The sequence below is a fragment of the Microbacterium excoecariae genome, from assembly GCF_011326725.1.
Taxonomy (GTDB): Bacteria; Actinomycetota; Actinomycetes; order Actinomycetales; family Microbacteriaceae; genus Microbacterium; species Microbacterium excoecariae.
On sequence record NZ_JAANCO010000001.1, the window covers coordinates 27,855 to 53,294 of the forward strand.

The 25,440-nt window shown below is 72.9% G+C and carries 20 protein-coding genes; 5 read left to right on the plus strand and 15 right to left on the minus strand.

The window, feature by feature from the left end:
* Window positions 1–14 precede the first annotated feature (14 nt).
* Complete coding sequence (locus tag G8E01_RS00125; RefSeq protein WP_166314167.1) at window positions 15–506, plus strand: SprT-like domain-containing protein; 492 nt, start codon at window positions 15–17, stop codon at window positions 504–506.
* 27 nt (window positions 507–533) lie between these two features.
* Here G8E01_RS00125 and G8E01_RS00130 read toward each other — a convergent pair whose 3' ends face one another.
* Window positions 534–1,226, minus strand: a complete 693-nt coding sequence (locus G8E01_RS00130; RefSeq protein ID WP_166314170.1) for a response regulator — start codon at window positions 1,224–1,226, stop codon at window positions 534–536.
* On the minus strand, window positions 1,223–2,575 hold the full coding sequence (locus tag G8E01_RS00135; protein WP_166314173.1) for an ATP-binding protein: 1,353 nt from the start codon (window positions 2,573–2,575) through the stop codon (window positions 1,223–1,225). Before G8E01_RS00135 ends, G8E01_RS00130 begins: the two co-directional genes overlap by 4 nt.
* 124 nt (window positions 2,576–2,699) lie before the next feature.
* On the opposite strand from G8E01_RS00135, the gene G8E01_RS00140 reads away from it, so the two are divergent.
* Complete coding sequence (locus G8E01_RS00140; RefSeq protein WP_166314176.1) at window positions 2,700–4,121, plus strand: cation:dicarboxylate symporter family transporter; 1,422 nt, start codon at window positions 2,700–2,702, stop codon at window positions 4,119–4,121.
* A 38-nt stretch (window positions 4,122–4,159) separates the two neighbouring features.
* Here G8E01_RS00140 and G8E01_RS00145 read toward each other — a convergent pair whose 3' ends face one another.
* On the minus strand, window positions 4,160–4,693 hold the full coding sequence (locus tag G8E01_RS00145) for a 2-phosphosulfolactate phosphatase (protein ID WP_166314179.1): 534 nt from the start codon (window positions 4,691–4,693) through the stop codon (window positions 4,160–4,162).
* 53 nt (window positions 4,694–4,746) lie between these two features.
* Between G8E01_RS00145 and G8E01_RS00150 the strand changes: the two genes are divergently transcribed.
* A complete protein-coding gene (locus G8E01_RS00150) occupies window positions 4,747–5,808 on the plus strand; it encodes a beta-eliminating lyase-related protein (RefSeq protein WP_166314181.1) in 1,062 nt (353 codons plus the stop codon).
* Here the strand turns inward: G8E01_RS00150 and G8E01_RS00155 are convergent.
* The 7 genes from G8E01_RS00155 to G8E01_RS00185 all read right to left on the minus strand — a co-directional run bounded on the left by G8E01_RS00155 (window position 5,805) and on the right by G8E01_RS00185 (window position 14,884).
* On the minus strand, window positions 5,805–7,241 hold the full coding sequence (locus G8E01_RS00155) for a PepSY-associated TM helix domain-containing protein (RefSeq protein ID WP_420826117.1): 1,437 nt from the start codon (window positions 7,239–7,241) through the stop codon (window positions 5,805–5,807). The two genes, G8E01_RS00150 and G8E01_RS00155, sit on opposite strands and share 4 nt — an antisense overlap.
* Window positions 7,190–8,425 (minus strand): Dyp-type peroxidase, encoded by a 1,236-nt coding sequence (locus G8E01_RS00160; protein ID WP_166314185.1) that lies wholly within the window; start codon window positions 8,423–8,425, stop codon window positions 7,190–7,192. The genes G8E01_RS00155 and G8E01_RS00160 overlap by 52 nt, the downstream gene beginning before the upstream one ends.
* Window positions 8,425–8,991 (minus strand): copper chaperone PCu(A)C, encoded by a 567-nt coding sequence (locus G8E01_RS00165; protein WP_166314187.1) that lies wholly within the window; start codon window positions 8,989–8,991, stop codon window positions 8,425–8,427. Before G8E01_RS00165 ends, G8E01_RS00160 begins: the two co-directional genes overlap by 1 nt.
* Before the next feature lie 13 nt (window positions 8,992–9,004).
* A complete protein-coding gene (locus G8E01_RS00170) occupies window positions 9,005–9,607 on the minus strand; it encodes a copper resistance CopC family protein (RefSeq protein WP_166314189.1) in 603 nt (200 codons plus the stop codon).
* 120 nt (window positions 9,608–9,727) lie between these two features.
* Window positions 9,728–10,333, minus strand: a complete 606-nt coding sequence (locus G8E01_RS00175; RefSeq protein WP_166314191.1) for a hypothetical protein — start codon at window positions 10,331–10,333, stop codon at window positions 9,728–9,730.
* Window positions 10,330–11,298, minus strand: a complete 969-nt coding sequence (locus tag G8E01_RS00180) for an arsenic resistance protein (protein WP_166314193.1) — start codon at window positions 11,296–11,298, stop codon at window positions 10,330–10,332. Before G8E01_RS00180 ends, G8E01_RS00175 begins: the two co-directional genes overlap by 4 nt.
* Before the next feature lie 85 nt (window positions 11,299–11,383).
* Complete coding sequence (locus G8E01_RS00185; protein ID WP_166314195.1) at window positions 11,384–14,884, minus strand: bifunctional proline dehydrogenase/L-glutamate gamma-semialdehyde dehydrogenase; 3,501 nt, start codon at window positions 14,882–14,884, stop codon at window positions 11,384–11,386.
* Window positions 14,885–15,134: 250 nt separating this feature from the next.
* Between G8E01_RS00185 and G8E01_RS00190 the strand changes: the two genes are divergently transcribed.
* Window positions 15,135–16,067: a LysR family transcriptional regulator gene (locus tag G8E01_RS00190; RefSeq protein ID WP_166314197.1), complete on the plus strand. Its 933-nt coding sequence runs from the start codon at window positions 15,135–15,137 to the stop codon at window positions 16,065–16,067.
* 92 nt (window positions 16,068–16,159) lie between these two features.
* On the opposite strand, the gene G8E01_RS00195 is transcribed toward G8E01_RS00190, so the two are convergent.
* The 4 genes from G8E01_RS00195 to G8E01_RS00210 form a co-directional block, all read right to left on the minus strand.
* Window positions 16,160–16,783 (minus strand): NUDIX hydrolase family protein, encoded by a 624-nt coding sequence (locus tag G8E01_RS00195; RefSeq protein WP_155048202.1) that lies wholly within the window; start codon window positions 16,781–16,783, stop codon window positions 16,160–16,162.
* An 88-nt stretch (window positions 16,784–16,871) separates the two neighbouring features.
* Window positions 16,872–19,067, minus strand: coding sequence for a heavy metal translocating P-type ATPase (locus G8E01_RS00200; RefSeq protein WP_166314199.1), 2,196 nt, complete (start codon window positions 19,065–19,067; stop codon window positions 16,872–16,874).
* A 23-nt stretch (window positions 19,068–19,090) separates the two neighbouring features.
* Window positions 19,091–19,318, minus strand: a complete 228-nt coding sequence (locus G8E01_RS00205) for a heavy-metal-associated domain-containing protein (protein WP_166314201.1) — start codon at window positions 19,316–19,318, stop codon at window positions 19,091–19,093.
* Between the two features lie 15 nt (window positions 19,319–19,333).
* A complete protein-coding gene (locus G8E01_RS00210; protein ID WP_205827183.1) occupies window positions 19,334–19,633 on the minus strand; it encodes a metal-sensitive transcriptional regulator in 300 nt (99 codons plus the stop codon).
* 97 nt (window positions 19,634–19,730) lie between these two features.
* On the opposite strand from G8E01_RS00210, the gene G8E01_RS00215 reads away from it, so the two are divergent.
* A complete protein-coding gene (locus G8E01_RS00215; RefSeq protein ID WP_166314205.1) occupies window positions 19,731–20,375 on the plus strand; it encodes an alpha/beta hydrolase in 645 nt (214 codons plus the stop codon).
* A gap of 51 nt (window positions 20,376–20,426) precedes the next feature.
* Here the strand turns inward: G8E01_RS00215 and G8E01_RS13005 are convergent, their stop codons facing one another.
* Window positions 20,427–25,103, minus strand: a complete 4,677-nt coding sequence (locus G8E01_RS13005) for a rhamnogalacturonan lyase family protein (protein ID WP_205827184.1) — start codon at window positions 25,101–25,103, stop codon at window positions 20,427–20,429.
* Window positions 25,104–25,440: the final 337 nt, after the last annotated feature.

Consider the following 25,440-nt stretch of genomic DNA (forward strand, 5'->3'; position numbering starts at 1 on the left):
ATTAGCCTGGATCCGTGTCGGATCTGAAGCGAGTGACGGTGTGGGCGAACGCCCTGATCCGCCTGCACCTCGACGAGAGCTGGTCGTTCGGCTTCGACAACGCCAAGCGGCGCGCCGGGCTCTGCAACTTCACGACCCGCCGCATCTCGGTCTCGCGCTACCTCGCCGCGCGGTTCTCCGACGACGAGAATCACCAAACGCTCCTCCACGAGGTCGCTCACGCGCTCGCCGGCCCCGCCGCCGGGCACGGGCGCGAGTGGAAGAAGATCGCGCGCGAGATCGGCTACGTCGGCGGCACGACGCACACGGGCGAGACGGCGACCGAGCTCGCCCCGTGGATCGGCACATGCCCGCGCGGGCACGTCGTCTTCCGCCACCGCCGCCCGTCGCGCCCCTCCTCGTGCGTGCGCTGCGCGCGGGGGTTCGACCCGCGGTTCGCGTTCGCGTGGCGCCACCGCGAGATCACCAGGGCCGAGCGTCTCGCCGCGCAGGCGCCGCGGGACTGACTCCAGCGCCTGGCCGCGCCCCGGGCCTCACTCGCGCGCGTACTCCGTCTCGGGCCGCCCCTTGCCGCCGTGGCGCTGCCCGCGCCGGGCGACCCCGCCCTCCGCGAGAAACTCCAGGTAGCGCCTTGCCGTGACCCGCGAAAGCCCGATCTCGGCGGCGACCTCCGTCGCGGACAGGGCCGCGGGCGCCGCCGCGAGGAGCGCCTCCACGGCCGCGAGGGTCTGCGGCGCGAGTCCCTTCGGCAGCCCCGCCGCGTTCGAGGTGCGCAGGGCCGAGAACGCCGTATCGACCTCGGCCTGGCTGAGCGCGGACACGGGCCGGCTCATGCGCTCGACGTACGCGGCGTAGGCCTCGAGCTTGTCCGCGAACGCGGGGAATCCGAACGGCTTGATGAGGTACTGCACGACGCCCACCGCGACCGCCCGGCGCACGGCGTCGAGCCCGCGCTCGGCCGTCACGGCGATGACGTCGACGACGAGCCCGGACGCGCGCAGCTCGCCGCACAGACTGAGGCCGTCGCCGTCCGGGAGGGAGAAGTCCATCAGGACCAGGTGGATCCGCTCCCCCGCGCGGGCCGCCTCCCGCAGGCGCCGGCGCGCCTCGGCGGCCGTGCCCGCAACGCCGGCGAGCACGAAGCCGTGAAGCCGCCCGACGTAGGCGCCGTGCGCCTCTGCGGTGCGCGGGTCGTCCTCGACGACGAGCACGCGAATGTCGCTCACGATGCCTCCCCCGGCCGCGGCAGCGTCACGGTGACCTCCGCGCCGCCCGTCGCCGCCTCGCCCACCTCGATCTGGCCGCCGAGACGCGCGACCGTGCGGGCCACGAGGGCGAGGCCGTAGCCGTGCCGCCTCTCGCCGTCCGCCTTCGTCGTCACCCCGCGCCGGAAGATCCGCGCGCGGTCGGCGACGGGCACGCCGTCCCCGCTGTCGGAGACCTGGAAGGTGAGGGATCCCGACTCGTCGCTCGCGAGGTAGGCCTCGACCCACGCGTCCGCCTCCCCCGATCGCACCCGGCGCGCCACGGCGGCCTCGATCGCGTTGTCGAGGAGGTTCCCGAGGATCGTGACGACGTCGCCCGCGTCGAGTCCCTGGGTGCCCGGCTCCAGGTGCGTCTCGACGTGGAGCTCGACCCCCAGCTCGTGCGCCTGGGCGGCCTTTCCCAGCATCAGCGCGGCGATCACGGGCTGATCCGGCGCCCCGACCACGCGATCCGTGAGCCGCTGGCCGTCCCCCGCACGCCCCGTCGCCAGGTCGAGCGCCTCGTCGGCGCGCCCCAGCTCGATGAGCGACGCGATCGTGTGGAGCCGATTGTCGAACTCGTGCACCTGGGCGCGCAGCGCGTCCGCGATCGTCCGCACGTCCGAGAGCTCGCGCTGCGCGTCGAAGGCGAGCCGGAGCTCGACCGGACCCCGGCTGTCCGTGGCCCGGTCGATCCGGCGAAACATCACGAGCGTGGCAAGGGATCCCAGCACGACGAACGCCGCCGCGATCCCGCCCACGGCCGCGAGCCGCGACAGCTCCGCGGCGGAGATGTCGCGCAGCAGCACCCCGACGGAGACGAGGCCCACGACCTCTCCGTCGACCTCGATCGCCGCGGTGGCGCGCACGGACGGGCCGAGCGTCCCGTCATACACCTCCGTGAGGGTGTCCCCGGCGAGCGCGGCCCCGACCGTGCCGACGAATTCACCGCCGACGCGCTCCGGATCCGGGTGCGTGTAGCGGGTCCGGTCCGGGTGCATGATCGTGACGTAGTCGACGCCCGTCTCGCTCATGATGTCCGACGCGTAGGGCTGGAGGGCGTCGGATGCGCTCGCCACGACCGCCTCCTCCTCCGCGCCCGCGGCGAGCGCCGCGTAGGCCTCGCTCACCGCGTCCGCGACGAACGGGTCGCTGGCGAGGGCCTCGGCCAGCACGCGGCTCGTCTCCTCCCCCTCGTGGCGGGCCGTGAGCCGCGCGTCTACCGCGAGCAGGCCGAAGACGACGAGGCCCGCCACGAGAATCACCGCCGTGTGCACGACGAGATAGGCACGCGCCACGCTCATCGCACGGCGCCGGGAGGGGCGGGACATGCGCTCCATTGTGCCGCCCCGACCCGCGACCAATATGCACACAAGTCCGGCGGGACCCGGGGTCCGCCCCAGATTGAGAGCAGAACATCGCGCACAACGACTGTGCCCGTCGAGAGGAACACCCATGGCAAAGACGCCGTCACCCACCGCCCGCAAGAAGGGCGTCGGCAAGGAGCACTGGCTCTATATCGCCGTCATCGTCGCCGTCGTCTCGGGCGTCGCCGTCGGCCTCTTGGCGCCCGACTTCGGCGCCTCGCTCGCGTGGATCGGATCCGGCTTCGTCGCGCTCATCAAGATGATGATCGCCCCGGTCATCTTCTGCACGATCGTCCTGGGGATCGGGTCGATCGCGAAGGCCGCAACCGTCGGCAAGGTCGGCGGCCTCGCGCTGGCGTACTTCCTCGTGATGTCGACCTTCGCGCTGTTCCTCGGCCTCGTCGTCGGCAACTTCATCCACCCGGGCGCGGGCCTCGACATCGCCGGCTCCTCCTACGAGGCCACGGGCGAGGACTCGAGCACCGAGCACTTCCTCCTCGGCATCATCCCCACCACGCTGTTCTCCCCGCTCACGGGCGAGTCGGTGCTGCAGGTCCTGTTCGTCGCTCTGCTCGTCGGATTCGCGATTCAGCAGATGGGCGCGCGGGGCGAACCGATCCTCGAGGCGATCCGGAACGTCCAGGCGGTCGTGTTCCGCGTCCTGACGATGGTGCTGTGGGTCGCGCCCATCGGCGCGTTCGGCGCGATCGCGGGCGTCGTCGGCCAGACGGGCTGGGAGGCCGTGGGCGCGCTCGCCGTCCTCATGGTGGCCTTCTACGCGACCTGCGTGCTCTTCATCGGCGTCGTCCTCGCGGCGGTGCTGTGGTTCGTCGCGCGCATCAACATCTTCCGCCTCATGAAGTACCTCGGGCGCGAGTACCTGCTCATCGTCTCAACCTCCTCGAGCGAGTCGGCGCTGCCGCGCCTGATCGCGAAGATGGAGCACGTCGGCGTCTCGAAGCCCGTCGCGGGCATCACGATCCCGACGGGCTACTCGTTCAACCTCGACGGCACCGCGATCTACCTCACGATGGCCTCGCTGTTCATCGCGAGCGCCATGGGCACGCCACTGTCGGTCCCCGAGCAGATCGGCCTGCTCGCGTTCATGATCATCGCCTCGAAGGGCGCCGCGGGCGTCTCCGGGGCCGGACTCGCGACCCTCGCGGGCGGGCTGCAGACCTACCGCCCCGACATGGTCGACGGCGTCGGCATGATCACGGGCATCGACCGCTTCATGTCGGAGGCGCGCGCTCTGACGAACTTCACGGGCAACGCGGTCGCCTCCATCATCATCGGCACGTGGACCCGCGAGTTCGACCGCGAGCGCGCGCTCGACGTGCTCTCGGGCAAGGTGCCGTTCGACGAGCGGTCCATGCTCGAGGACGGTCACGGCGGCGGGCTCGACGAGTACGAGGACGAGATGCCGCGGGACCTCCCCGAGCTGCCGGCCGACGGGCGGGGCCCCTCGCCCCTGTCCACGACCGTGCGCACGGAGGCCGCGCGCCGCTGACGCATGGCATAGGGCGGCGCCCTGACCGGGGCGCCGCCCTATGCCTCGGGGCCGACGACGAGCGTGGGCTCGGCGTCGGCGTCGACCTCCGCGGCGGCGCGGACCTCGTCGCGGCGCCCCTCCGCGGCGAGCGCGAGCCCCGACGCGCTCGCGGACACGAGGTGCTTCACGGCGCGGCCCAGCGCGCGGAAGCCCTCGGTCGCAACGGCGACGTCAGGGGCCGAGTGGTCGATGCCCCGCGCGGTCAGCGCGTCGCCGATCGCGCCGGCCGCGAGGTAGTCCTCGACCGCGAACGCGCCGTCGTCGCCCGCGAGCACGAGCGCGATCGCGGTCCGGCCGCCGCGCGCGAGCTGCTCGTCGTAGGCAGCCTGCGCGGTCGCCGTCGCGTTGCGGAGCGTGCCGATGAGGACCGTCGGCCCGTGCTCCAGGGCGATCGCCCGCGCAGCGAGCGGATCCGCCGAGCCGAGCGCGTCGACGACGATCACGACCCCGGCCGGCGCGAGCGCGTCGAGCCCCCGCTCGCCCCATCCGAGGCGCACCTGATACGTGGACTGTGAGCGCGGATCCGTCATGCGCCCAGCCTACGGAATCCGCGCCCCTCGCCCGCGCGGCGTAGCCTGGTCCGGTGGAACGACTGCACGACGCCGGGATCCGTGGCTTCGCCTCCGACAACTACGCGGGCGCGCATCCCGAGGTGATCGCGGCGGTCGCCGCGGCGAACGGCGGCCACGCCCCGGCCTACGGGGAGGACCCCTACACGGCCGCGCTCCGCGCGCGCTTCCGCGACCTGCTCGGGCCCGAGACCGAGGTCTTCCCCGTCTTCAACGGCACCGGCGCGAACGTCGTGGGCCTGCAGAGCCTCCTCACCCGGTGGGGCGGGGTCATCGCGCCCGCAATCGCGCACATCAATACGGACGAGGGCGGGGCCCCGGAGAAGGTGGGCGGGTTCAAGATCCTCCCGGTCGCGACGCCCGACGCGAAGCTGACGCCCGAGGCCGTGCGCGCGCACGCGGGCTCCCGCGGCGTGCACACGATCGTGCCGCAGGCGGTCTCCCTGACGCAGTCGACCGAGCTCGGCACGCTCTACACGCCGGACGAGGTGGCGGCCGTCGCCGAGGCGGCCCATGCCCTCGGCCTCGCGGTGCACATGGACGGCGCGCGCATCGCGAACGCGGCGGCCGCGCTCGGCGCCCCGCTCCACGCATTCACCCGCGACGCGGGCGTCGACGTGCTGAGCTTCGGCGGCACGAAGATCGGCGCGATGGGAGCCGAGGCCGTCGTCGTGCTGAACCCGGCGGCCGTCACGGGGATCGAGTTCCTCCGCAAGAACACCATGCAGCTCGCGAGCAAGATGCGCTTCGTCTCCGCCCAGTTACTCGCCCTCCTCACCGACGACCTCTGGATCCGCGCGGGCGCACAGGCCAACGCCATGGCCCAGCGCCTGCGCCGCGGCATCGAGGAGCGGATCGCGGACGGATCCGTCTCCGGCGTGGCGTTCACCCAGCCGACCGAGGTCAACGGCGTCTTCGCGACGCTGCCCGAGGGCGCCGCCGACGCGCTGCGGCAGCAGGCCGCGTTCTACGACTGGAACGCGGCCACGCGCGAGGTGCGGTGGCTGACCAGCTGGGACACCGAGGCGGGCGACGTCGACCGGTTCGTCGGCCTCGTCGCCCGCGTCTGCGGCTAAGGCGCGGGGCGCCGCGAGAGAAGGCCCCGAGCGACGTCGACGGCGACGAACGCGAGCAACGTCCACCCGACGAGGGGAAGGAATACCCCGACACCCACGGCGACGGCGGCCACCGCCGCGACGCCCCACCACGGCGCGTCGCGCACGGCGCCCCGCGGCGGCGGCGCCGCGAAGCCGCGGGTGGGCCGCCTGCGCCACCACATGGCATACCCCAGGACGACCATCGCTGCGAGGGTGCTCGCGAGCGCCAGCAGGGCGATCTGATTCGCGAGTCCGAACATCGTCCCCATGTGAAGATCGACGCCCCAGCGCGCGAGTTTGGCCATCAGCGGGTAGTCGGCGAAATCCACCGTGTCGGCGACGGTCATGGTCCGACCGTCGATGGCGACGGTGTCGACCTCGGTCGGATAGGACCGCTGAATCTCTTGCACTACCCACGCCTCGCCCTCCGCGGCGGGCGGACGGATCTCCACGAGCCCGGTGCTCACGTTCTCGCGCTTCGCGATCGCCCACACGCCGTCAAAGGTGGCGGGGTTCGCGGTCGCGGAATCGGGCGCCGGCGCCGCGGCCGCCCCGTGCCCCGCATGCGGATCCGCGGACTCGGGCTCCTCCACATCGCCGAGCGCCGTGACAACCGCGGGGGTCTCCCAGGACAGTGCCGCGCGCAGCGCAGACACGTTCTGCCCCGCTGCCTGCGACCAGGTGATGCCCGTCGCCGAGAGGAACACGGCGCCCAGGACAACCCAGACGCCGAGCGACGCGTGCCAGCCGAACAGGCGTCGATACCCCCGGTGCCGCGGGTTCGGCCGCAGCATGTCCTTCGGCTGGCGCGCCGTGCGGATCCGGGCGATCCAGAGGGCCGCCCCGGCCAGTGCCACAATCCCGAGCCAGCTCGCCGCGAGTTCGCTGTACCAGCGGCCGGCCTCGCCGAGGTGGAGGTTGCGGTGCAGGTAGTCGATCCACGTCCGCACCGGGAGCGCCCCGCTCGTGCCGTAGACCGTCAGATCTCCCGTGACGGCCCCTGTGCCGGGATCGACGAAGATCGCGCGAGACTCGCTCGCCCCCAGGCCCGGTTCCTGGAACATCACGCGCGTCGTGTCGCCATTGCTCGGAGCGGGGCGGACCGCTGACAGCACCGCGTCGTCGCCCACTTCGCCGAGCGCCACCGAGATCTGGTCCGCGAGGCTCAGGGTATTGTCTGCTTCCGGCACGCGCAGGACATCCGCGTAGACCACGCGCTCGATCTGCGGGGAGATCGCGTAGAGCCCGCCGCTCACGGCGGCGATGAGGATGAAAGGCCCCACGAGGATCCCCGCGTAAAAGTGCAGCCGGCCGAGCAACGGCAGGATCCACGGTGCGCGCGAATGCGCTCTTCCGGGACTCACGCCCCGTCCCCCAGCAGCGTCTCGCCGATGTATCCACCCTCGGCGCACCCCGGCGGCACGGCGAAGACGGCGGATCCGATGGGCGTCGTCCACTCGTTGAGCAGGTCCACCTCGTCCAGGCGCCGCTGGATCGGGACGAACTGCGCCGCCACGTCGGCCTGGTATGAGACGAAGACCAGCCCCGCGTTCGACACGTCCGTGCCCGAGGGCCGCTCGTCGTAGTTGTACGCCTTGCGGAAGATCCGCTCGGATCCGTCCCCGCGTGCGCGCGCCATGTGCGAGAACGTCGGAATGACGGGGAAGCCGATCGCGCTCGTGGCCGCAAAGTCCGGCTCGTCGAACTCGTCGGTGCCCGTGAGCGGGGCGCCCGTGTCGAGGCGGCGGCCCACGGCGGACTCGCGGCCGGGCCGGTCGAGCTCGTCCCACGTGTCCAGGTTCATCGCGATGCGACGCACCACCATGCCGGTGCCGCCGGCCATCCAGCCATCAGCGCTCCACACCACCGCGTCGAAGTCCTCCGTGCCGGGCCGGGGGTTGACGGTGCCGTCGACCTGGCCGAAGAGGTTCCGCTGCGTGGTGCCGTCGGGGACGGATCTGTGGGCCCGGCGGAAGCCCCGCTGCGTCCAGCGCACCGACGCGAACGACCGGGCGTCCTTCAGGAGCATGCGCGTGGCATGCGCGAGGGTGATCGGGTCGTCGCTCGCGACGTGGATCAGGAGGTCGCCGCCCGTGAACTCGGGGCGCAGGCGGTCCACCGAAAAGGCCGGGAGCGGCGCGAGCCATGCCGGGGCCGTTCCCTCCGCGGCGGCCACGAAGCCGGGGCCGAACGCGAACGTGACGGTGAGGCGCGCGGGGCTCGCGGCGAGCTCCGGCTCCGAGTCCGCCAGGGCGGCCTCGCCGCGCGTGAGCCGGGCGGCGTCGTCGGTCAGGATCCGCATGAGGCGGCGGAGGTCGTCGCGCCCCGCGCCGCCCGCGAGGTCGAGCGCCACGAACACGCCGTGGGCCTGGTCGCCCGCCGCGATGCCCGCCTGGTGGGCGCCGTGAAACGGGATCGTGTCCTCACCGTGGAGCGCCTCCGCGGGCCCGGGCGCGGGGTCGTCTCCGGGGCGCAGCGCGGCATCGAGGCCGACCGCCAGGGTCGCGCCGAGGCCGGCGACCGCTCCCCCGAGGAGGAACTGCCGCCGGCTCGGCCCTCCCGGCCGGCCCCGCGCGCCCGAATCGGGCGCCGCCATCAGTGGTCCATGTCCATGTCGGACTCGCCCATGTCCATGTCCGACGCGCCGCCGTAGTTCTCGTTCGCGCCCGAGTAGTCCTTGACCGGGGCCTCGAACGTCGCCGTGGATCCGTCGCCGAAGGTGAGCGTGAACTCGACCTCCTCGCCCGCCTCGAGCGGATCCGTCAGCTCCATGAGCATGAGGTGGCTGCCGCCGGGCTCGAGCGCGTACGTGGCGTCCGCGGGGACGACGAACCCGCCGTCGATCTCGCGCATGATTGTCTCGCCCGTCTCGGACTCGACGGTCTCGTGCAGCTCGATCATCGTGCTGGCCTCGGTCTCGGCCGAGACGACCGTGACGTCGGCGGAGGAATCGTTCGTGAGAACACCAAAGGCCGCGGACATGCCGGAGTCCGCGGCCTTGACCCAGGCGTCCTCGATCGTGACGGCCTCGGCGGCCGTCTCGTCGGCGGCCTGATCGGCGGATCCGCCGGCGGCGCAGCCCGCGAGCGCGGCCGCGCCCGTCAGGAGAACGAGGCCGAAGGCCGTGCGGCCGAAGCGGTGTGCTGTCGTGGTCGTGTGCATGGGAATGTCCTTCTCAGTTCGTGTTCTCGCGCGCGTCGTCCGACGCGGCGCGCGCCGCGCGGCGGCGCAGGAAAGTGATGACGGCGAACGCGCCGGCGGCGACGAGCGCCCCGGCGAGCGCGACCACGACGACGCGCGGCGCGGAGGACTCCTCCGCCTCCGCGGCGTCCGGTGCCGTCGCCGCGTCCGCGGATTCCTCGTCGTCCGCCGCGGGCGCCTCGTACGGAGCCGCGTCGCCCACGGTGAACGGGACGACGCCCGTGATGGGGTGCCCGTCCTCGGACACGACCTGCCAGCGGATCTGGTAGCCGGCCTCGGGCATCCCCTCCTCGAGGGGGACGGTCGCGGTGTTGCCGTCGATCTGGACGGCGCCGTCGGCCCAGTCGTGGCCGGATTCGTCGACGACGAGGATGTCGGCGCCGCTCGTGCCGTCGCCGAGGGTGAGCAGGTCGCCCGAGTAGGCGAGCTCGACCTCGGTGGGGGCCGCCGCGAGGGCGTCGCCCGCGGCGGGGGTGCTGTCGATGAGTTGATCGTGCGCGTGCGCGGGCGCCGCCGTCACGAGGACGGCGAGGGCGGCCGCGGCCACGCCCACGAACGATGGGGTGTGCCATCGCATAGGGGTGGTCTGCCTCTCCTCCAGCGGGGCGTCTCGCGCCCCGCGCGTTCGCCGCGCGCCCCGGGTCGGGGCGCGCGAGGGTGCCGCCCGCGGCGCGCGCATGCGGGCCGGGCGGCGATGTCAGCGAACGGGGAGCGCGGGCGGGCCGCGGCGCAGCAGGCTGGTGGCCAGGAGCACGCCGGGGCGCGCGTCCGGTGCGCCGTCGATCCGCGGCGCGTGGGGGCGCTCGGCGGGGACGAGGGGCGCGGGATCCGCCAGGCGCCGGGCGAGGGCTGCCAGGGCGTCGGCGAGGACGGCGAACGCGCGCTGGATCTCGCGCTCGCCGCGGTGCAGCAGCACGATCGTCGCGAGGGCGGCCGCGGCGTGCCCCAGCCACATGCCGGCGTTGCCCGCGAGAGCGGCCGCGACCTCCGGCGAGGCGGCGGCGAGCGCGGGGGCCGCGTGATGGTGGTGACCGCTGGCCACGGATCCGCCGTCCGCTCCCAGCACGAACAGCGCGTGGAAGAGCAGCTGGCTGGCGACGACGGAGACCGCGAGCCGCGCGAGCGACAGGTTCCGCCCCGCGAGCAGAACGCACACGGGGAGCGAGAGGAGCAGCGGGACGGCGATCCCGACGGGGGTCGGCAGGAAGCCGCCGGCGGTCACGTGCGACAGGAGCGCCGTGAAGGTCGCGACCGCGGAGGCCGCGGCGCCACGCATCACGTGCGCGCTGCGGGACCGGGTCATGATTCCGATTGTGCCACCCGGCGGCCGGGAATCGCCCACGGGAGGACGCGCACCAGCGCGACGAGGGCCACGAGCTCGACCAGCGTCTGCGTGACCACGGCGAGCGGCGCGAGGGCGGAGGACGTCGCGAGCGCGAGGGGAAGGACGACGAGCGAGTTCCGGGTCGCGCTGGAGAAGGCGACGGCGCGGGAGGCGGGCGGATCCAGCCGGAACGCGCGCGCGACGAGCGCGCCGAGCGCGGCCGCCGCGAGCGCGAACACCGCGTAGATCGGGACGAGGCGCGCGAGGGCGGCGGCGGCCTGGCCGACCTCCCCGATCTGCGAGGCGACGACGACGGCGAGCGTGACCATCATGAGCGGCACCATGGCGGCCTCGCCGGCGCGCGGCACGCGGCGGACGGCGGGGAGGCGGCGGGCCAGCGCCTGGACGGCGGCCGCGAGCGCGAGCGGGAGCGCGATGAGCAGGAGGAAGGCGCGGGCGAAGGGCGCCGGATCCACGACCACCTCGCCGCCCGCGAACAGCGCAAGGTAGGCGGGCAGCAGCGCCATCTGGGCGAGCATGAGCAGCGGCGTGGCGGCGATCAGCCGCGCGCGATCCCCGCCCGCGGCGCCCGTGAAGACGACGACGTAGTCGACGCACGGCGTGAGGAGGACGAGGAGGACCCCGAGGAGGAGGCCGCGGTCGTCGGCGACGAGGCGCGACAGGGCCCCCGCGAGGAGGGGAACGACGACGAAGTTCGCGACGCCGAGCGCCGCGAGGAAGCGTCCGTCCCGCCACGCCCGGCCGAGCCGCGCGAGCGGGATCTGGAGGAAGGTCGCGAACAGGAGCGTGCCGAGCACGGGCTCGATGGCGGGCGTGAGCGCGCCGCCCGCCGCCGGGGCAAGGAGCCCGCCGGCCGCGCCAGCCGCGAGCGCGCCCAGATACAGCGCGACCTGATGCCGCTCGGCCCACGCGACGATGCCCATGCGTCCGCCCCTTCCGCCGAACGTGCGAACGCTATCAGCGGCGCCGCCCTCCGCGTGCGGGGAGGGCGGCGCCGCGATGCGCGGATCAGCGCGCGACGAGGTCCGATCCGCCGCCTGCGACCACCGGCACCTCGTACCGGCGGGGGTTCCCGAACCGGTGCGCCGTGATCGACACGGCCTGCTCGCGCACGAACGGCAGCATCTCGACGCGTCCCGCCGACGTGACCTCACCCGCGTAGATCGCGACGTTCGGCTCGCCGGACGTGGCGCGCACGATCGGATCCGCGGATCCGCCGATGAGCCGGATCCGGGCCCCCTGCTCCGCGAACCGGGCGGCGCGTGCGGCCCAGGCGATCTCGTCGTCGACGTGGAGCGTCGCGCCGACCTCGGCGAGGTAGTCCCGGACGGCGCGGGTGGGGCGCGCCGCGGCCGAGACCGCGATGGGGGCGCCGATGCGGGCGCCGGCGGCGACCACGCGCACGAGCTCCGCCTCGCGGCCGCCCTCGAACCGCACCGTCACGGCGGTCGGGACGTAGCGCAGGACGTTCTGCTCGAGCTCGAGGCCCTGCACGTCGCGCGCGAGCCCGAACTCGTCCTCCCACGCGGCGATGTCCGTCGAGAGGGCCGCGGCCAGCCAGGCCCGCTCCTCGGCGGGGACGGCCTTGAGCGCGCGGCGCGCGGCGGCGTCCTGCCGCGCCTCGCCCCGGACCGGCGCGTCCGCCCACGCGCCGAGCCCGAACAGGTAGCTCGGCCCGCCGGCCTTCGTGCCCGGTCCGACCGCCGACTTCTTCCAGCCGCCGAACGGCTGGCGCTCGACGATCGCGCCCGTGATGACCCGGTTGATGTACGCGTTGCCCGCCTGGATGGATCCGAGCCACGTCTGGATCTCGTCGACGTCGAGGGAGTGCAGGCCCGAGGTGAGCCCGTAGTCGACCGCGTTGACGATCGCGATGGCCTCCTCCAGCGTGGCCGCCTCGATGATGCCCGTGACGGGCCCGAAGTACTCCGTCAGGTGGAACTCGGATCCCGGCTTCACGCCGGCGCGGATCCCGGGCGTCCAGAGCGCGCCCTCCTCGTCGAGCTGCTTCGGCTGACGCAGCCACGACTGGCCGGGCTCGAGCGTCGTGAGGCCGCGCAGGAGCTTGCCCTCGGCGGGGGCGATGACCGGCCCGATGCGGGCGCCCTCGGTCCAGGGCAGGCCCACCTCGTAGCCGTCGACGGCGTCGAGCAGCTGGCGGCGGAAGCGCTCGCTCGTGGCGACGGATCCGACGAGCACGACGAGCGAGGCCGCCGAGCACTTCTGGCCCGCGTGGCCGAACGCCGAGTACGCGATGTCCTTCGCCGCGAGGTCCAGGTCGGCGCTCGGGGTCACGATGATGGCGTTCTTGCCGCTCGTCTCGGCGAGCAGCGGCAGGTCGGCGCGGAAGGAGCGGAACAGCTCGGCCGTCTCGTACGCGCCGGTCAGAATGGCCTGGTCGACGCTCTCGTGGGCGAGGAGACGGGATCCGAGCTCGCGACCCTCGAGGCGCACGAGGCGCAGCACCTCGCGCGGCACGCCGGCCTCCCAGAGCGCCTCGGCGACGACCGCGCCCGTGCGCGCCGCCTGGCGCGCGGGCTTGAACACGACAGCGGATCCGGCGGCGAGCGCCGCCAGGACCCCGCCCGCGGGAATCGCGGCGGGGAAGTTCCACGGCGGGATCACGGCCGTGACCTTCGCGGGCGCGTAGGTCGCCCCGTCGACCGCGGCGACCTTCTCGGCGCTCGCGGCGTAGAAGTGGGCGAAGTCGATCGCCTCGCTGACCTCGGGGTCGCCCTGCTCGACGACCTTGCCGCACTCGGAGCCCATGACCTCGAGGAGGTCGGCGCGGCGCGCCTCGAGCGCGTCGCCGGCGCGGTGCAGGATCTCCACGCGCTCCGCGAGCGGACGCGCAGCCCACTCTTCGGCGGCCGTCAGCGCGCCCGCCACGAGGGCGTCGAGCTCCGCGGCCTCGCGGATCGTGTTCGCCTCGAGCGCCGCGACACCGAGCTGCGAGTCCTGCATGCGGGAGCGAATTCCCGCCGCCCACTCGCGGTTGGCCGCGACGGCCGGATCCGTGTCCGGGGTGCCGCGGAAGGTGCCGCGCGGGCCGGCGGGCTGCTTTTCGCGGCGGTCCATCACGCGGTTCGGGGCGGGGACCTCGGTCGGCATCATGTCGATCGAGGTGAGGAAGCGATCCTTCTCGCGCGCGAAGAGGGCCTCGTTGCGGTCGAGGTCGAACACGGCCGACATGAAGTTGTCGGGGCTCGCGCCCTCCTCGAGGCGGCGGATGAGGTAGGCGATCGCGACGTCGAACTCGGCGGGCTGGACGACGGGCGTGTAGAGCAGCAGCTCGCCGACGTCGCGGCGCACGACCGCCGCCTGCTGCGTGGCCATGCCGAGAAGCATCTCGAACTCGACGGGCGAGCCGGGCTCGATGCGGATCCCGCGGCGCTCGGCGAGGAGCTTCGCGAGGGCGACGTCGAACAGGTTGTGCCCCGCGATGCCGAGGCCGACGTTCGCGACGCGCTCGGGGGTGAGCGCGTAGTCGAGGACCTGCTTGTATCCCGCGTCCGTGTGCTGCTTGGACGGCCAGGTCGCGAGGGGCCACTCGTGGGTCTCGGCGTCGACCTGCTCCATGGGGAGGTTCGCGCCCTTCACGACGCGCACCTTGATGGGCGCGCCGCCGGCGGCCACGCGCCGCGCCGCCCATTCCTGGAGGCGGATCATGGCCGACAGCGCGTCGGGCAGGTACGCCTGCAGGACGATGCCCGCGCGGCTCGCCTGGAACTCGTCGCGGTCGAGGAGGGTCTGGAAGACGTCGAGGGTGAGGTCGAGGTCCTTGTACTCCTCCATGTCGAGGTTGAGGAACGTGTCGTGCGCGAGCGCCGCGCGATACACGGGGGCGAGCGCCTCGACCGCGTGCGCCACGGCCTGGTCGTGCGCCCACAGGCTGTGCGGGGCGACGGTCGAGGAGACCTTGATCGAGACGTAGTCGACGTCGGGGCGCTCGATCAGGCGCATTGTGCCGGCGACGCGCCGGTCGGCCTCGCGCTGGCCGAGGATCGCCTCGCCGAGGAGGTTGACGTTCAGGCGGATCCCCTCGCCGCCGATCTTTCGCAGCGCGGGGCCGAGCTTCGACTCGGTCGCGTCGACGATGAGGTGGCGGACCATCTCGCGCAGGACCTTGCGCGCGATCGGCACGACGATGGCGGGGAACGCGGGCGCGACGGCGCCGCCCAGGCGCACGAGGCCGCGCAGCGGCGCGGGGAGGAAGGCGGGCACGCCCCGCGAGACGAGCTGGAAGTTCCGGGCGGCGACGCGGAGGTCCTCGGGCCGGACGACGCCGTCGACGAACCCGACGGCGAAGTCGAGGCCCTTCGGATCGCTGAGGACGCCCGCGAGGTTCTTCGCGGCCGCGTCCACCTTCTCCTCGCGCGCGGCGACGAGCCACGCGCGCACCTGCGCGATCGCCTCGTCGGCGAGCGCGGCGTCGATAGTCGCATGCACGGCGGCTCCTGTCGTGTCTGGGGCCTGGAACGGCGCGTGGTTGCGCGGCTCGATGGTCATGAAGTTCACCTCTTTCCAAGAACGGTCACCCCATCGTGCGCGGGAAAAACCGTCAGGTAAAGCGCACAGTTTCGAAGATCTTTATTCGATTTCTTCGAACAATTTGCGGTGGCGTCCTCCCGGGCGCGCGGCCCGCCCCGCACCCGGTCCGCGGCCGCCTCCTCGCGACCGCGATCCCCCCATGGTGCGCCCCGGATCCGCCCCGATCCACCCCGTGTGACCGAACGGATCCGTTCGGTACTGTCGAACGATGAGTACGGGATGGAGCACGCACCGCCTGCTGCTCCTGCGCGAGCTGCAGCTGCGCGGCACGATCACGGCGGTCGCGGCCGCGCTGAACTACTCACCGTCGACGGTCTCGCAGCAGCTCGCGCAGCTCGAGCAGGAGGTGGGGGTCTCGCTGCTCCAGGCCGACGGCCGGCGCGTGCGGCTGACGGCGCAGGGCGAGGCGGTCGCGGAGCACGCCGCGCGCGTCCTCGCGCTCGAGGAACGCGTGCGCGAGGACCTCGATCTCGACAACCCGATCCCGGCGCCCGTGCGCATTTCCGCGCTGCAGACCTCGGCGCGCGCGCTGCTGCCGCGCATGCTCGACATGCTCGCGGTGAGCCACCCCGGCCTCCGGATCGAGGCGTGGGTGGTGCCGCCCGAGGAGGGACTGTTCGAGGTCGAAGCGCGCGGTTTCGACCTCGTGATCGCCGAGCAATACCCCGGCCACACCCGCGAGCGACGGCCGGGACTCGACCGCGTGACGCTCGGGCGCGACCCCATCCGCCTCGCCGTCAGCCCCGATTCGCCGATCCGCTCGCTCGAGGACGCGGCCGAGGCGCCGTGGATCATGGAGCCGGTGGGCACGGCCGTGCGCACCTGGTCGGTGCAACAGTGTCGCGCCGCCGGCTTCGAGCCAGACGTGCGCTACAGCGCCGCCGACCTCCTCGCCCAGGTCCGCCTCATCTCGGCCGGGCACGCCGTGGGGCTTCTCCCCGAGCAGCTGCTCGCGGGCGACGAGAGCCCGGTGCGGCTCATCGACCTCCCGGGCAACCCGCACCGCGAGCTCTTCACCGCGGCGAGGGAGTCCTCGCGCGAGTCACCGGGCATCGTCGCGGTGCGCCAGGCGCTCCGCCAGGCGTTCGGCGACGCGACCGCCGTGTTCGAGGATCCGCACGCCATGCCCCACATCGACTGAGGCCCGGGCGCCCCAGCCCCAAGTCCACATTTCTCCGGTAAGTCTCCGCGGATTCCGCGGAGACTTACCGGAGAAATGTGGACTTACGCGGCCTACCGCAGCGCGCCGACGCTCGCGAGCGCCTGGCGGATGAGGGTGCCGCGGCCGCCCTCCATCTCGGCCGCGAGGGCGTCGGACGCCGCCTCCTCCGGCGACATCCAGGTCACCTCGAGCGCGTCCTGGCGCGGCTCGCACGTGCCCGTGACCGGCACGACGTACGCGAGCGACACCGCGTGCTGGCGGTCGTCGTGGAACGCGGACACCCCCGGCAGCGGGAAGTACTCGGCCACCGTGAAGGGCGCGGGCGACGGCGGCACCTGCGGGAACGCCATCGGGCCGAGATCGTTCTCGAGGTGGCGGAACAGCGCGTCGCGCACCGTCTCTCCGTGGCGCACGCGCCCCGACACGATCGTGCGCGTGAGCGACCCGACGCTCGTCGAGCGCAACAGGATGCCGACCTCGGTCACCTGCCCCGTGCCGTCAGTGCGCACCGGCACCGCCTCGACGTACAGGATCGGCAGGCGCCGGCGGATCTCGGCGAGTTCGACATCGCTGAGCCAGGCGGGATTGGCGGATCCGCCCGGCACCGCGCCGAGCCCGCTCATGCCGAGATCGCTCGAGAAGCGAGGGTCCTCGGGGAGGTCTTCGGGATCCGGATCGGGGGTGCGCACGGCCATGCGGACACGGTACCGCGCCCCGCCCAAATCCACATTTCTCCGGTAAGTCTCCGCGGATTCCGCGGAGACTTACCGGAGAAATGTGGACTTACGGGAGGCGGCGCAGACGCAGGCTGTTCAGGACGACGAACACCGAGCTGAACGCCATCGCGGCGCCCGCCAGCATCGGCGCAAGCAGGCCGAGCGCGGCGACCGGGATCGCGGCGACGTTGTACGCGAACGCCCAGAACAGGTTGCCGCGGATGATGGCGATCGTGCGGCGCGAGAGCCGCACGGCCTGGGCCGCGACGCGCAGGTCGCCGCGCACGAGCGTGAGGTCGCTCGCCTCGATCGCGACGTCCGTGCCCGTGCCCATCGCCATGCCGAGATCCGCCTGCGCGAGGGCCGCGGCGTCGTTGACGCCGTCACCGACCATCGCCACCTGGCGCCCCTCGGCCTGCAGGCGCCGGACGACCTCGACCTTCTCGGCGGGGAGGACTCCCGCGATGACGCGCTCGATGCCGACCTCGTCCGCGACGGCCCGCGCGGGCGCCTCGGCGTCTCCCGTGACGAGCACCGGTTCAAGGCCCAGCGCCCGCAGCTCCGTGACCGCCTGACGGCTCGTGGGCTTGACGGCGTCGGCGATCGCGATGACGCCGCGCGCGCGCCCGTCCCACGCGACCGCGACCACCGTCGCGCCCGAGGCCTCGGCCGCGGCGAAGCGGCGCGCCAGGTCCGAATCGAGCTCCGCGGCCCACTGCTCGAGCAGCGCGGGACGGCCCACGACCACGCCGCGGCCCTCGACGACGCCCTGGGCACCCAGACCCGCGAGCGCGCGGAAGTCGGACACGGCGGGCGCGCCCTCCGCGGCCGCGACGATCGCGCGGGCGATGGGGTGCTCGGATCCGGACTCGACGGCGGCGGCGATGCGGAGAACCTCGTCCGCGTCCTCCCCCGCCGCGGCCTCCACGCCGCGCACGCTCATCGAGCCCGCCGTGACGGTGCCCGTCTTGTCGAGCACGATCGTATCGATCGCGCGGGCGCGTTCCAGCGCCTGCGCGTCGCGGATGAGGATCCCGTGCTGCGCGCCCGTGCCGGTGCCGATCATGAGGGCGAGGGGCGTGGCGAGCCCGAGCGCGCATGGGCACGCGATGATGAGCACCGCGACGGCCGCCGTGAACGCCGCCGCGACCGGCTGGCCGAGGACGAGCCACGCCGCGAGCGTGCCGAGCGCGACGACGATGACGATGGGGACGAAGATGCCCGCGATCTTGTCGGCGATGCGCTGCGCGTCGGCCTTCGACGCCTGCGCCTGTTCGACGAGGTGGGCCATCTGCGCGAGCTGGGTGTCGGATCCGACGCGCGTCGCCCGCACCGCGAGCACGCCGCTCGCGTTGATCGTGCCGCCGACGACGCGGTCGCCGACGCCCACCTCGACGGGAACGGGTTCGCCCGTCACCATCGACGTGTCGATGGCGCTCGCGCCCTCGAGGATCTCCCCGTCGGTCGCGACCTTCTCGCCCGGGCGCACGACGAACACGTCGCCCACGGCGAGCCGGTCGGCGGGAATGCGCACCTCGGTTCCGTCGGCCTGCCGCACCGCGACGTCCTTGGCCCCGAGGTCGAGCAGGGCGCGCAGCGCATCGCCCGCGCGCAGCTTGGAGCGGGCCTCGATGTACCGGCCGGCGAGGATGAACGCGGTCACGCCCGCGGCCGCCTCGAGATAGATAGAGCCGGATCCGTCCGCGTGCGTCGCGAGGAGGGACCAGCCGTGGCTCATCCCGATCTCGCCGGCGGTGCCGAAGACGAGCGCGTACAGGCTCCAGCCGAGCGCCGCGAGCGTGCCGACGGACACGAGCGTGTCCATCGTGGCGGCGCCGTGGCGCAGGTTCGTCCACGCGGCGCGGTGGAACCCGGATCCGCCCCAGAGCACGACGGGCAGCGCGAGGGCCAGCGAGACCCACTGCCAGCCGGGGAACTGCAGCGGCGGGACCATCGCGAGGAGGACGACGGGAACCGTCAGCGCGACGACCGCCGCGAGCCGCACCCCGAGGGCGCGGACGTGGCGCCCCCGCGCGTCGGCCTCGTCGGGCCGCGGCAGGGTGGCGGCGTAGCCGGCCGCCTCGACGGCGCCCACGAGGTCGTCGGGGGTGAGATCCCCCTCCCACGACACGTGCGCCTTCTCGGTGGCGTAGTTGACCTCGGCCGTCACGCCGTCGAGCTTGTTCAGCCTGCGCTCGATCCGACCCGCGCATGAGGCACAGGTCATTCCCTGGATCTCGAGATCCAGCTCGGTGGTGCTCATCTCTCCTCCTCGCGATCCCGCGCTCAGGCGGGGCGGATCCCCAGGTCGCCGGGCGCGGCGAGCGCATACCCGGCCTCGGAGACGGCGGCGGCGACGGCCGCGTCGTCGATCTCGGGTGCCGTGACGGTGAGGCGGCCGGTCGCGAGATCGACGTCGACCTTCTCGACGCCCGCGATGTCCGAGACCTCCTCGGTGACGCTCATGACGCAGTGCTGGCAGGTCATGCCCTGGACGGTATAGGTCTTGTTCATGGTTTCCTCCCGGGGTTAGGAACGAACGAGGCGCGCGATGGCATCGGACGCCTCCGTGAGCTTCTCGTCGGCGACCTGTCCGCCCTCGCGAACGGCGTCGGCGACGCAGTGGGAGAGGTGGTCATCGAGCAGCCCGAGCGCCACGGACTCCAACGCCTTCGTCGTCGCGGAGACCTGCGTCAGGATGTCGATGCAGTACTTCTCCTCGTCGACCATGCGATGGATCCCGCGCACCTGCCCCTCGATGCGACGCAGCCGCGCGAGCACGCGGTCTTTGCTCTCGATATAGCCGTGTGTGTGCGGTGCGTCGGTCATGGTGTTCCTCTCGTCGCGGATCACAACCATATACCCCCCTAGGGTATTCCCGCACACCACGAATCTCCCTGTCGGGGGTGCGGGCCAGAATGGATCCATGCAGACGCCGCCCCTCGATTCCGACGCCGTCCTCTGGTCCGCCGATCCCGAAGCGCGCCCGCTCATCGTGCTGCTGCACGGTTACGGATCCGACGAGCGCGACCTCTTCGCGCTCCGCGAGCGGATGCCGGATCCGTACGCGATCGCCTCCGTGCGCGCCCCGCTCGCGCCGCCGTTCCCCCTCGACGGGTATTCCTGGTACCCGATCGAGGGCCTGCAGTCGCGCGACCCGGAGCTCGTCACGGCCGCCGCCGCCCGCCTGATCGAGTGGCTCGACGACGCCGCGGCGAGCGCGCCCGCGGTCACTCTCGTCGGGTTCTCGCAGGGCGGGGCGGTCGCGCTCCAGGCGATGCGGCTCGCGCCCGAGCGGTTCGACGCCGTCGTGAACCTCTCCGGATACGCCGCGGGCGGCGACCTGCCAGGCGACGCGGCGCTCGCCGAGCGGCGGCCGCCCGTATTCTGGGGGCGCGGATCCGCCGATGCCGTGATCCCCGAGGCCGCGATCGCGCACACGACCGACTGGCTGCCGGGCCACAGCGAGCTCGTCGGCCGGATCTACCCGGGCCTCGCGCACGCGGTCTCCGCCGCGGAGCTCGACGACCTCGCCGTCTTCCTCCACGGGCGCCTGACGCCCCGCGCGTGAACGAGGGCGGGCGGTGCCCGTCGGCACCGCCCGCCCCGTTCGTGACCGCTCCTATCGGGCGGTCTGCGCGTCGTACGCGACGGTCGTCGTCGTCACCTCCCCCGCGGCGTCCGTCACGGTGACCTCGAGGGTGCCGGCCGCGACGTCCTGCGCGTGCGTGTGGATCCGCACGGTGCGCTCCGCCCCCGCGCCGAGGCGCGGAATCGTCCGGTCGCCGAAGGCCGAGGAGACCTCGACGCGGACGGCGTCGTCGCCCGTGTTCGTCGCCGAGACCTCGAGCATCACGCTCTTGCCCACGGTGCGCGCTGACACGTCGACGGACACGGGCGAGGCGGCGACGGGCTCCGCCTCGGGCGCCGGCGTCGTGTAGTTCAACGACGGTGCCGCCGGGGCCGCCATGCCCTCACCGAGGAAGTAGCTCGTGTGCGGGGGCTGGTTGTAGGCGGACAGCTGCGTCTGCACGGCCACGCGGTACGCGGGATCCGACATCAGGGTGCGCAGCTTGTGTTCGGTCACGTCGACCGTCGTGAAGATCCGCAGCGCGCTCGAGTCGGTCGTGCGATACATGACCTCCTCGCGCCAGTCGCCGAAGATGTCCGCCTGGAGCGCCGGGTTCCCCTTCGTGCTGTTGTTGGTGAGGACCCCCTCGGGCGAGAAGATCGCGACCTGCTCGCCCGCCTCGTAGTCCCACTTCGAGATGACGGGCGATCCTGCCCCCGTCTCCGCGTTGTAGTCGTGGTCGACGATCTCGCTGAGGAGGTCGCCGTCCCACAGGCCCACGAAGTTCGCGGCGGGGATCGTCTCGGAGACGAGCTCTCCCGATGCGCTCTTCAGCTGCCCGACGGGCGAATTCCAGGCGGCGTCGCCGCCGACGGCCCAGCCCTCGGCGCCCTCGTAGCGCGGGTCGATGTCGGCCATCGCCGCGCGCCCCGTGTCGCGGTCCGCCGGGATGTCCCAGAGGATCTCGCCCGTGGCCGCGTCGCGGAAGGTCGCGCCGCGGTTGTCCGAACGGCCCATGTCCTCCTGCGCCGCGAACACCTCGAGGCCGGGACGCGACGGGTCGAAGTCGCTGATGTGGAGCGCATCGCCGTGGCCCAGGCCCGTCGAGTAGAGCCCCTCGCCGTCGTCGTCGATCGCGGCGGATCCGAAGATGATCTCGTCCTTCTGATCTCCGTCGACGTCCGCGACGTTCATGTTGTGGTTGCCCTGGCCGTAGTAGTCGCCGTTGCCCGGCTCCGAGGAGTCGAACGTCCACCGCGTGGAAATCTTCTCGCCGTCGAAGTCGAACGCCGAGATGACCGCACGGGTGTAGTAGCCGCGGCTGAAGACCACGCTGGGGTGCTCGCCGTCGAGGTAGGCCACCGAGGCGAGGAAGCGGTCGACGCGGTTGCCGTAGCCATCGCCCCACGAGGAGACGTCGCCGCGCTCCGGGATGAAGTCGATCGTGTCGACCGCGCGCCCCGTCGCCCCCTCGAAGACCGTGAGGAACTCCGGCCCCTGCAGCACGTAGCCGGAGGAGTTCCGCCAGTCCGCGTCGGCGTCGCCGATCACGGTCCCCTCGCCGTCGACCGTGCCGTCCGCCGTCTTCACGAACAGCTCCGCCGATCCGTTCCCGTCGACGTCGGCGAGCATAGGCTGCGAGTAGTGCGCGCCCGCCCGGATGTTGCGCCCGAGGTCGATGCGCCAGAGCTTCTGGCCGTCGAGCTCGTAGGCGTCGAGGAACACGTTTCCGGTGTACCCCGACTGCGAGTTGTCCTTCGCGTTCGTCGGGTTCCACAGCAGCACGACCTCGTACTGCCCGTCGCCGTCGACGTCGCCGACCGTCGCGTCGTTCGCCGTGTAGTCGTAGGGCTGCCCGTCGGGCGTGTACCCGCCCTCGGGCTTGTCGAGCGGCACGTCGAGGAACTGGTCGCCCCAGACGCCGAACTCGTCGGTCGCCCAGACCTCACCGTCGTCCGTCACCTCCGAGACGCGGTAGGTCGCGTCGGCGGATCCGTCGGCATCGAGCAGGTTTGTGGATCCCGTGACCGGCTCCGCGGTGATCCGCTCGCCGTCGCGATAGACGTGGAACCCCACGTCGTCCGCGTCGTCACCGTTCATGCGCCACCCGAGGTACACGCCCCCGTCCTGCGCGACGGCGACAGGCTGGCGCCCGATCCGCTCGGCGTCGCGCGCCAGGACCGTCTCGGCCGGGGTCTCGAGGACGTCGGATGCCGCGCCCGCGCCGCCGGCGTTGACCGCCTGGACCCGGTAGAAGAACGGCACGGTCGTGAGGACGTCCGTGTCGGTGAACGCGGGCTCGTCGGTGCGGCCGACGACCTCGAAGTCGCCGTCCGCCGACTCCGCGCGGCTCACGAGGTAGAACAGCGCGGTGTCGGTCTCGTCCCAGGAGAGCGAGATCTCGCGCGCCTGGACGTCGTCCGCCGCGAGGCCCGTGGGCGCGGCGGGGGCCGCCACGTCGGGGTCGATGACGTCGACGGCGACCTCTTCGGACGGCACGGACTCGCCGCCCGGCGTCACGGCCGCGACCGCGTAGGTGTAGGAGCTTCCGGCGGCCGCCGTGTCGTCGGTCGCGCTCGTGCCCTCCGTCTCGGCGACGAGCTCGGCCGCGCCGTCGGGCGCGGTGCGATACACGCGGTACGACTCGGCCTCCGGCGCGGCCTGCCAGCTCAGGGCAACCGTGCCCGTCTGCCCCGAGATCTCGACGCCGTCGAGCGCCAGGCCCGTCGGCGCGACGAGGATCGGCGTGATCTCCAGCCCGTTGAGGTGCCCCGTCTGCCCCGTGATCGTCACGGACAACTGCCCGTCGCGGACCACGATGTCCTCGAAGACCTTCTCGCTCGCGCCGCGGCTGGCGGAGACGCCGCCGAGGTCGCGCCCCTCCATCTCCACGTTGGTGCGCACGGTTCCGAGCAGGTCGCCGACCGTCACGGCGGCGGAGTACTCGCCGTTCGGCACGTCGGTCACGAACTCGTACTCGCCGCCGAACTCCGCGACGAAGTCGCGGGCGACATCGTCGAGGTCGGATCCGCGGTCGCGATCGATCATGCCGCTCGCGTCCACGAGCCCGAAGCCCGTCTCCTCGTCGTAGATCGTGTCGCGCGTGACCTCGTCGAAGCCCTCGGCGACGACGGATCCGACCGGGCCGAAGTCGTATCGATACTCGGCGACCCGCGTGGTGGCGGAGACGACCGCGCTGCGCTCGCCCTCGCCCAGGCCGTTCGCGGCGGCGACGCGGAAGTCGTACGCCGCGCCCTCCTCGAGGCCCGAGATCGACGCCTGCGGGATCGTCGACGTGCCCGCGAGGGCGAAGTCGTCGGATCCGGACGGCGCACGGTAGATCCGGTAGATGTCGGCGCCGTCCGTCTCGTCCCAGGCGAGGGACACGGACGCACCCGTCGTGCCCGTCACACTCACGCCGGCGGGCGCGGCCGGCACGGCGTCCGGCGTCGTGACCTCGACGGCGTCCGACATCGGCAGCCCCAGCTCGGCGACGTCGGTGGCGACGAGCCGCGCCATCTGGATCGCGCCGTACTCCTGGAAGTGCGTGTTGTCGGTCGTGCCGTCCGGACGGTTCGGATACACCCCCGCGGGGACGTGGAGGAACACGGACTTCGCGTTCTCCACCCCGATCTCGTCGAGGTAGGCGCGGCTCGAGGCGGAGAGGTCGACCATGTCGACGTCGAGCTCGGCCGAGACGTCCTTCACAGCCTGGACGTACTCCGGGAAGCTCTCGTTGAACAGCCCCGTCTCGGTGTTCACGTCGAGGCGGTTCACGGGGGTCACGAGCACGGGGATCCCGCCCCGCTGGCGCGTGCCCTCGACGTAGATCTTCAGGTACTCGCGGAAGTCCTCGGGACTCGTGTAGCGCTCGGGGACGGACTCCGTGGCGTCGTTGTGGCCGAACTGCGTGAAGACGTAGTCGCCCGGCCGGACGCTGCGCAGCACCGTGTCGAGGCGCCCCTGCTCGACGAACGAGCGGGAGCTGCGGCCACCAATCGACTGGTTGTCGACGGCGACGTCGTCCGACAGGAAGCGCTCGAACATCTGGCCCCAGCCGGCCTGCGGCTCCCAGTAGGGGTCGTAGGTCTGCATCGTCGAGTCGCCGGTCAGATACGCGGTCGGCACCGCGGCCGCCTCGCGCGCGGGGTGCGGGGTGATCTCCAGCGCGGCGATGTTCGGCGTCTCGCCGGAGAAGGTGAACGACAGCTGGCCATCGACCAGCGCGATGTCGTAGCTCATCTCGAGGTACTCGCCCGTCGCCCGCTGGGTCGGTTGCACCTTCTGCATGAACTCGCTCGCGATCGCGATGTCGGTCGCGCCCTCGGCGTCGCCCGCGATCAGCGAGACGGTGTAGTCGACGTTGTCGAGGTCGACGACGAACGTCGCGTCCGCCGGGGCGACGAAGTCGCCGCGCAGCGCGTCGTCGCCGCCGCGGTCCGCCTCGGTCACGGTTCCGCCCTCGACGAAGCCGTACCCGCGCTCCGGCGTGTAGGCCGTGTCGGCGGTGACCTGCTCGTAGCCGGCCTGGACGGCACCGGGCCCGAAATCGAATCGGACGGGCGTGAGATCCGCGGCCTCGGCGGCCGGGACGGCGGCCACTGCGGCGGGCGCCGTGGCGACCGCCCCCGAGGCCACGAGGGCGACGGCGGTCACCTGGCTGATCGTGCGTATCGTGCGGCGCCTGCCCCCGGGGGAGCCGTCGGCGCGCCAAAATGCGCTGGACATTCGATCCTCTCTGATCGCGTCGCACCGGCGTCGTCGCCGGCGCGGAGCCCCGGCCGGGGCACGCTCGATCGCCGTGCGGGCCGGCGGCCCGCACGCGATGGAAAGCGTTATCCGGGACGGTAGTAAGACGTTTCAGGCGCGTCAAGGGATCCACACAGACCGCGTTCAGATATACCGGCATTCGTCTCGCCCGACGACGCGCCCCCGAACACAACGCAGTCACAATTCGGCGGGAGGCCGGCGGATCCGCAGAAACGACGACGGCGGGCGTCGGATTGACTGCGTTGTGTCGGGAGCGGGGCGGGGCGGGCCCGATGTCGGTGGGGCCGGGCAGGAT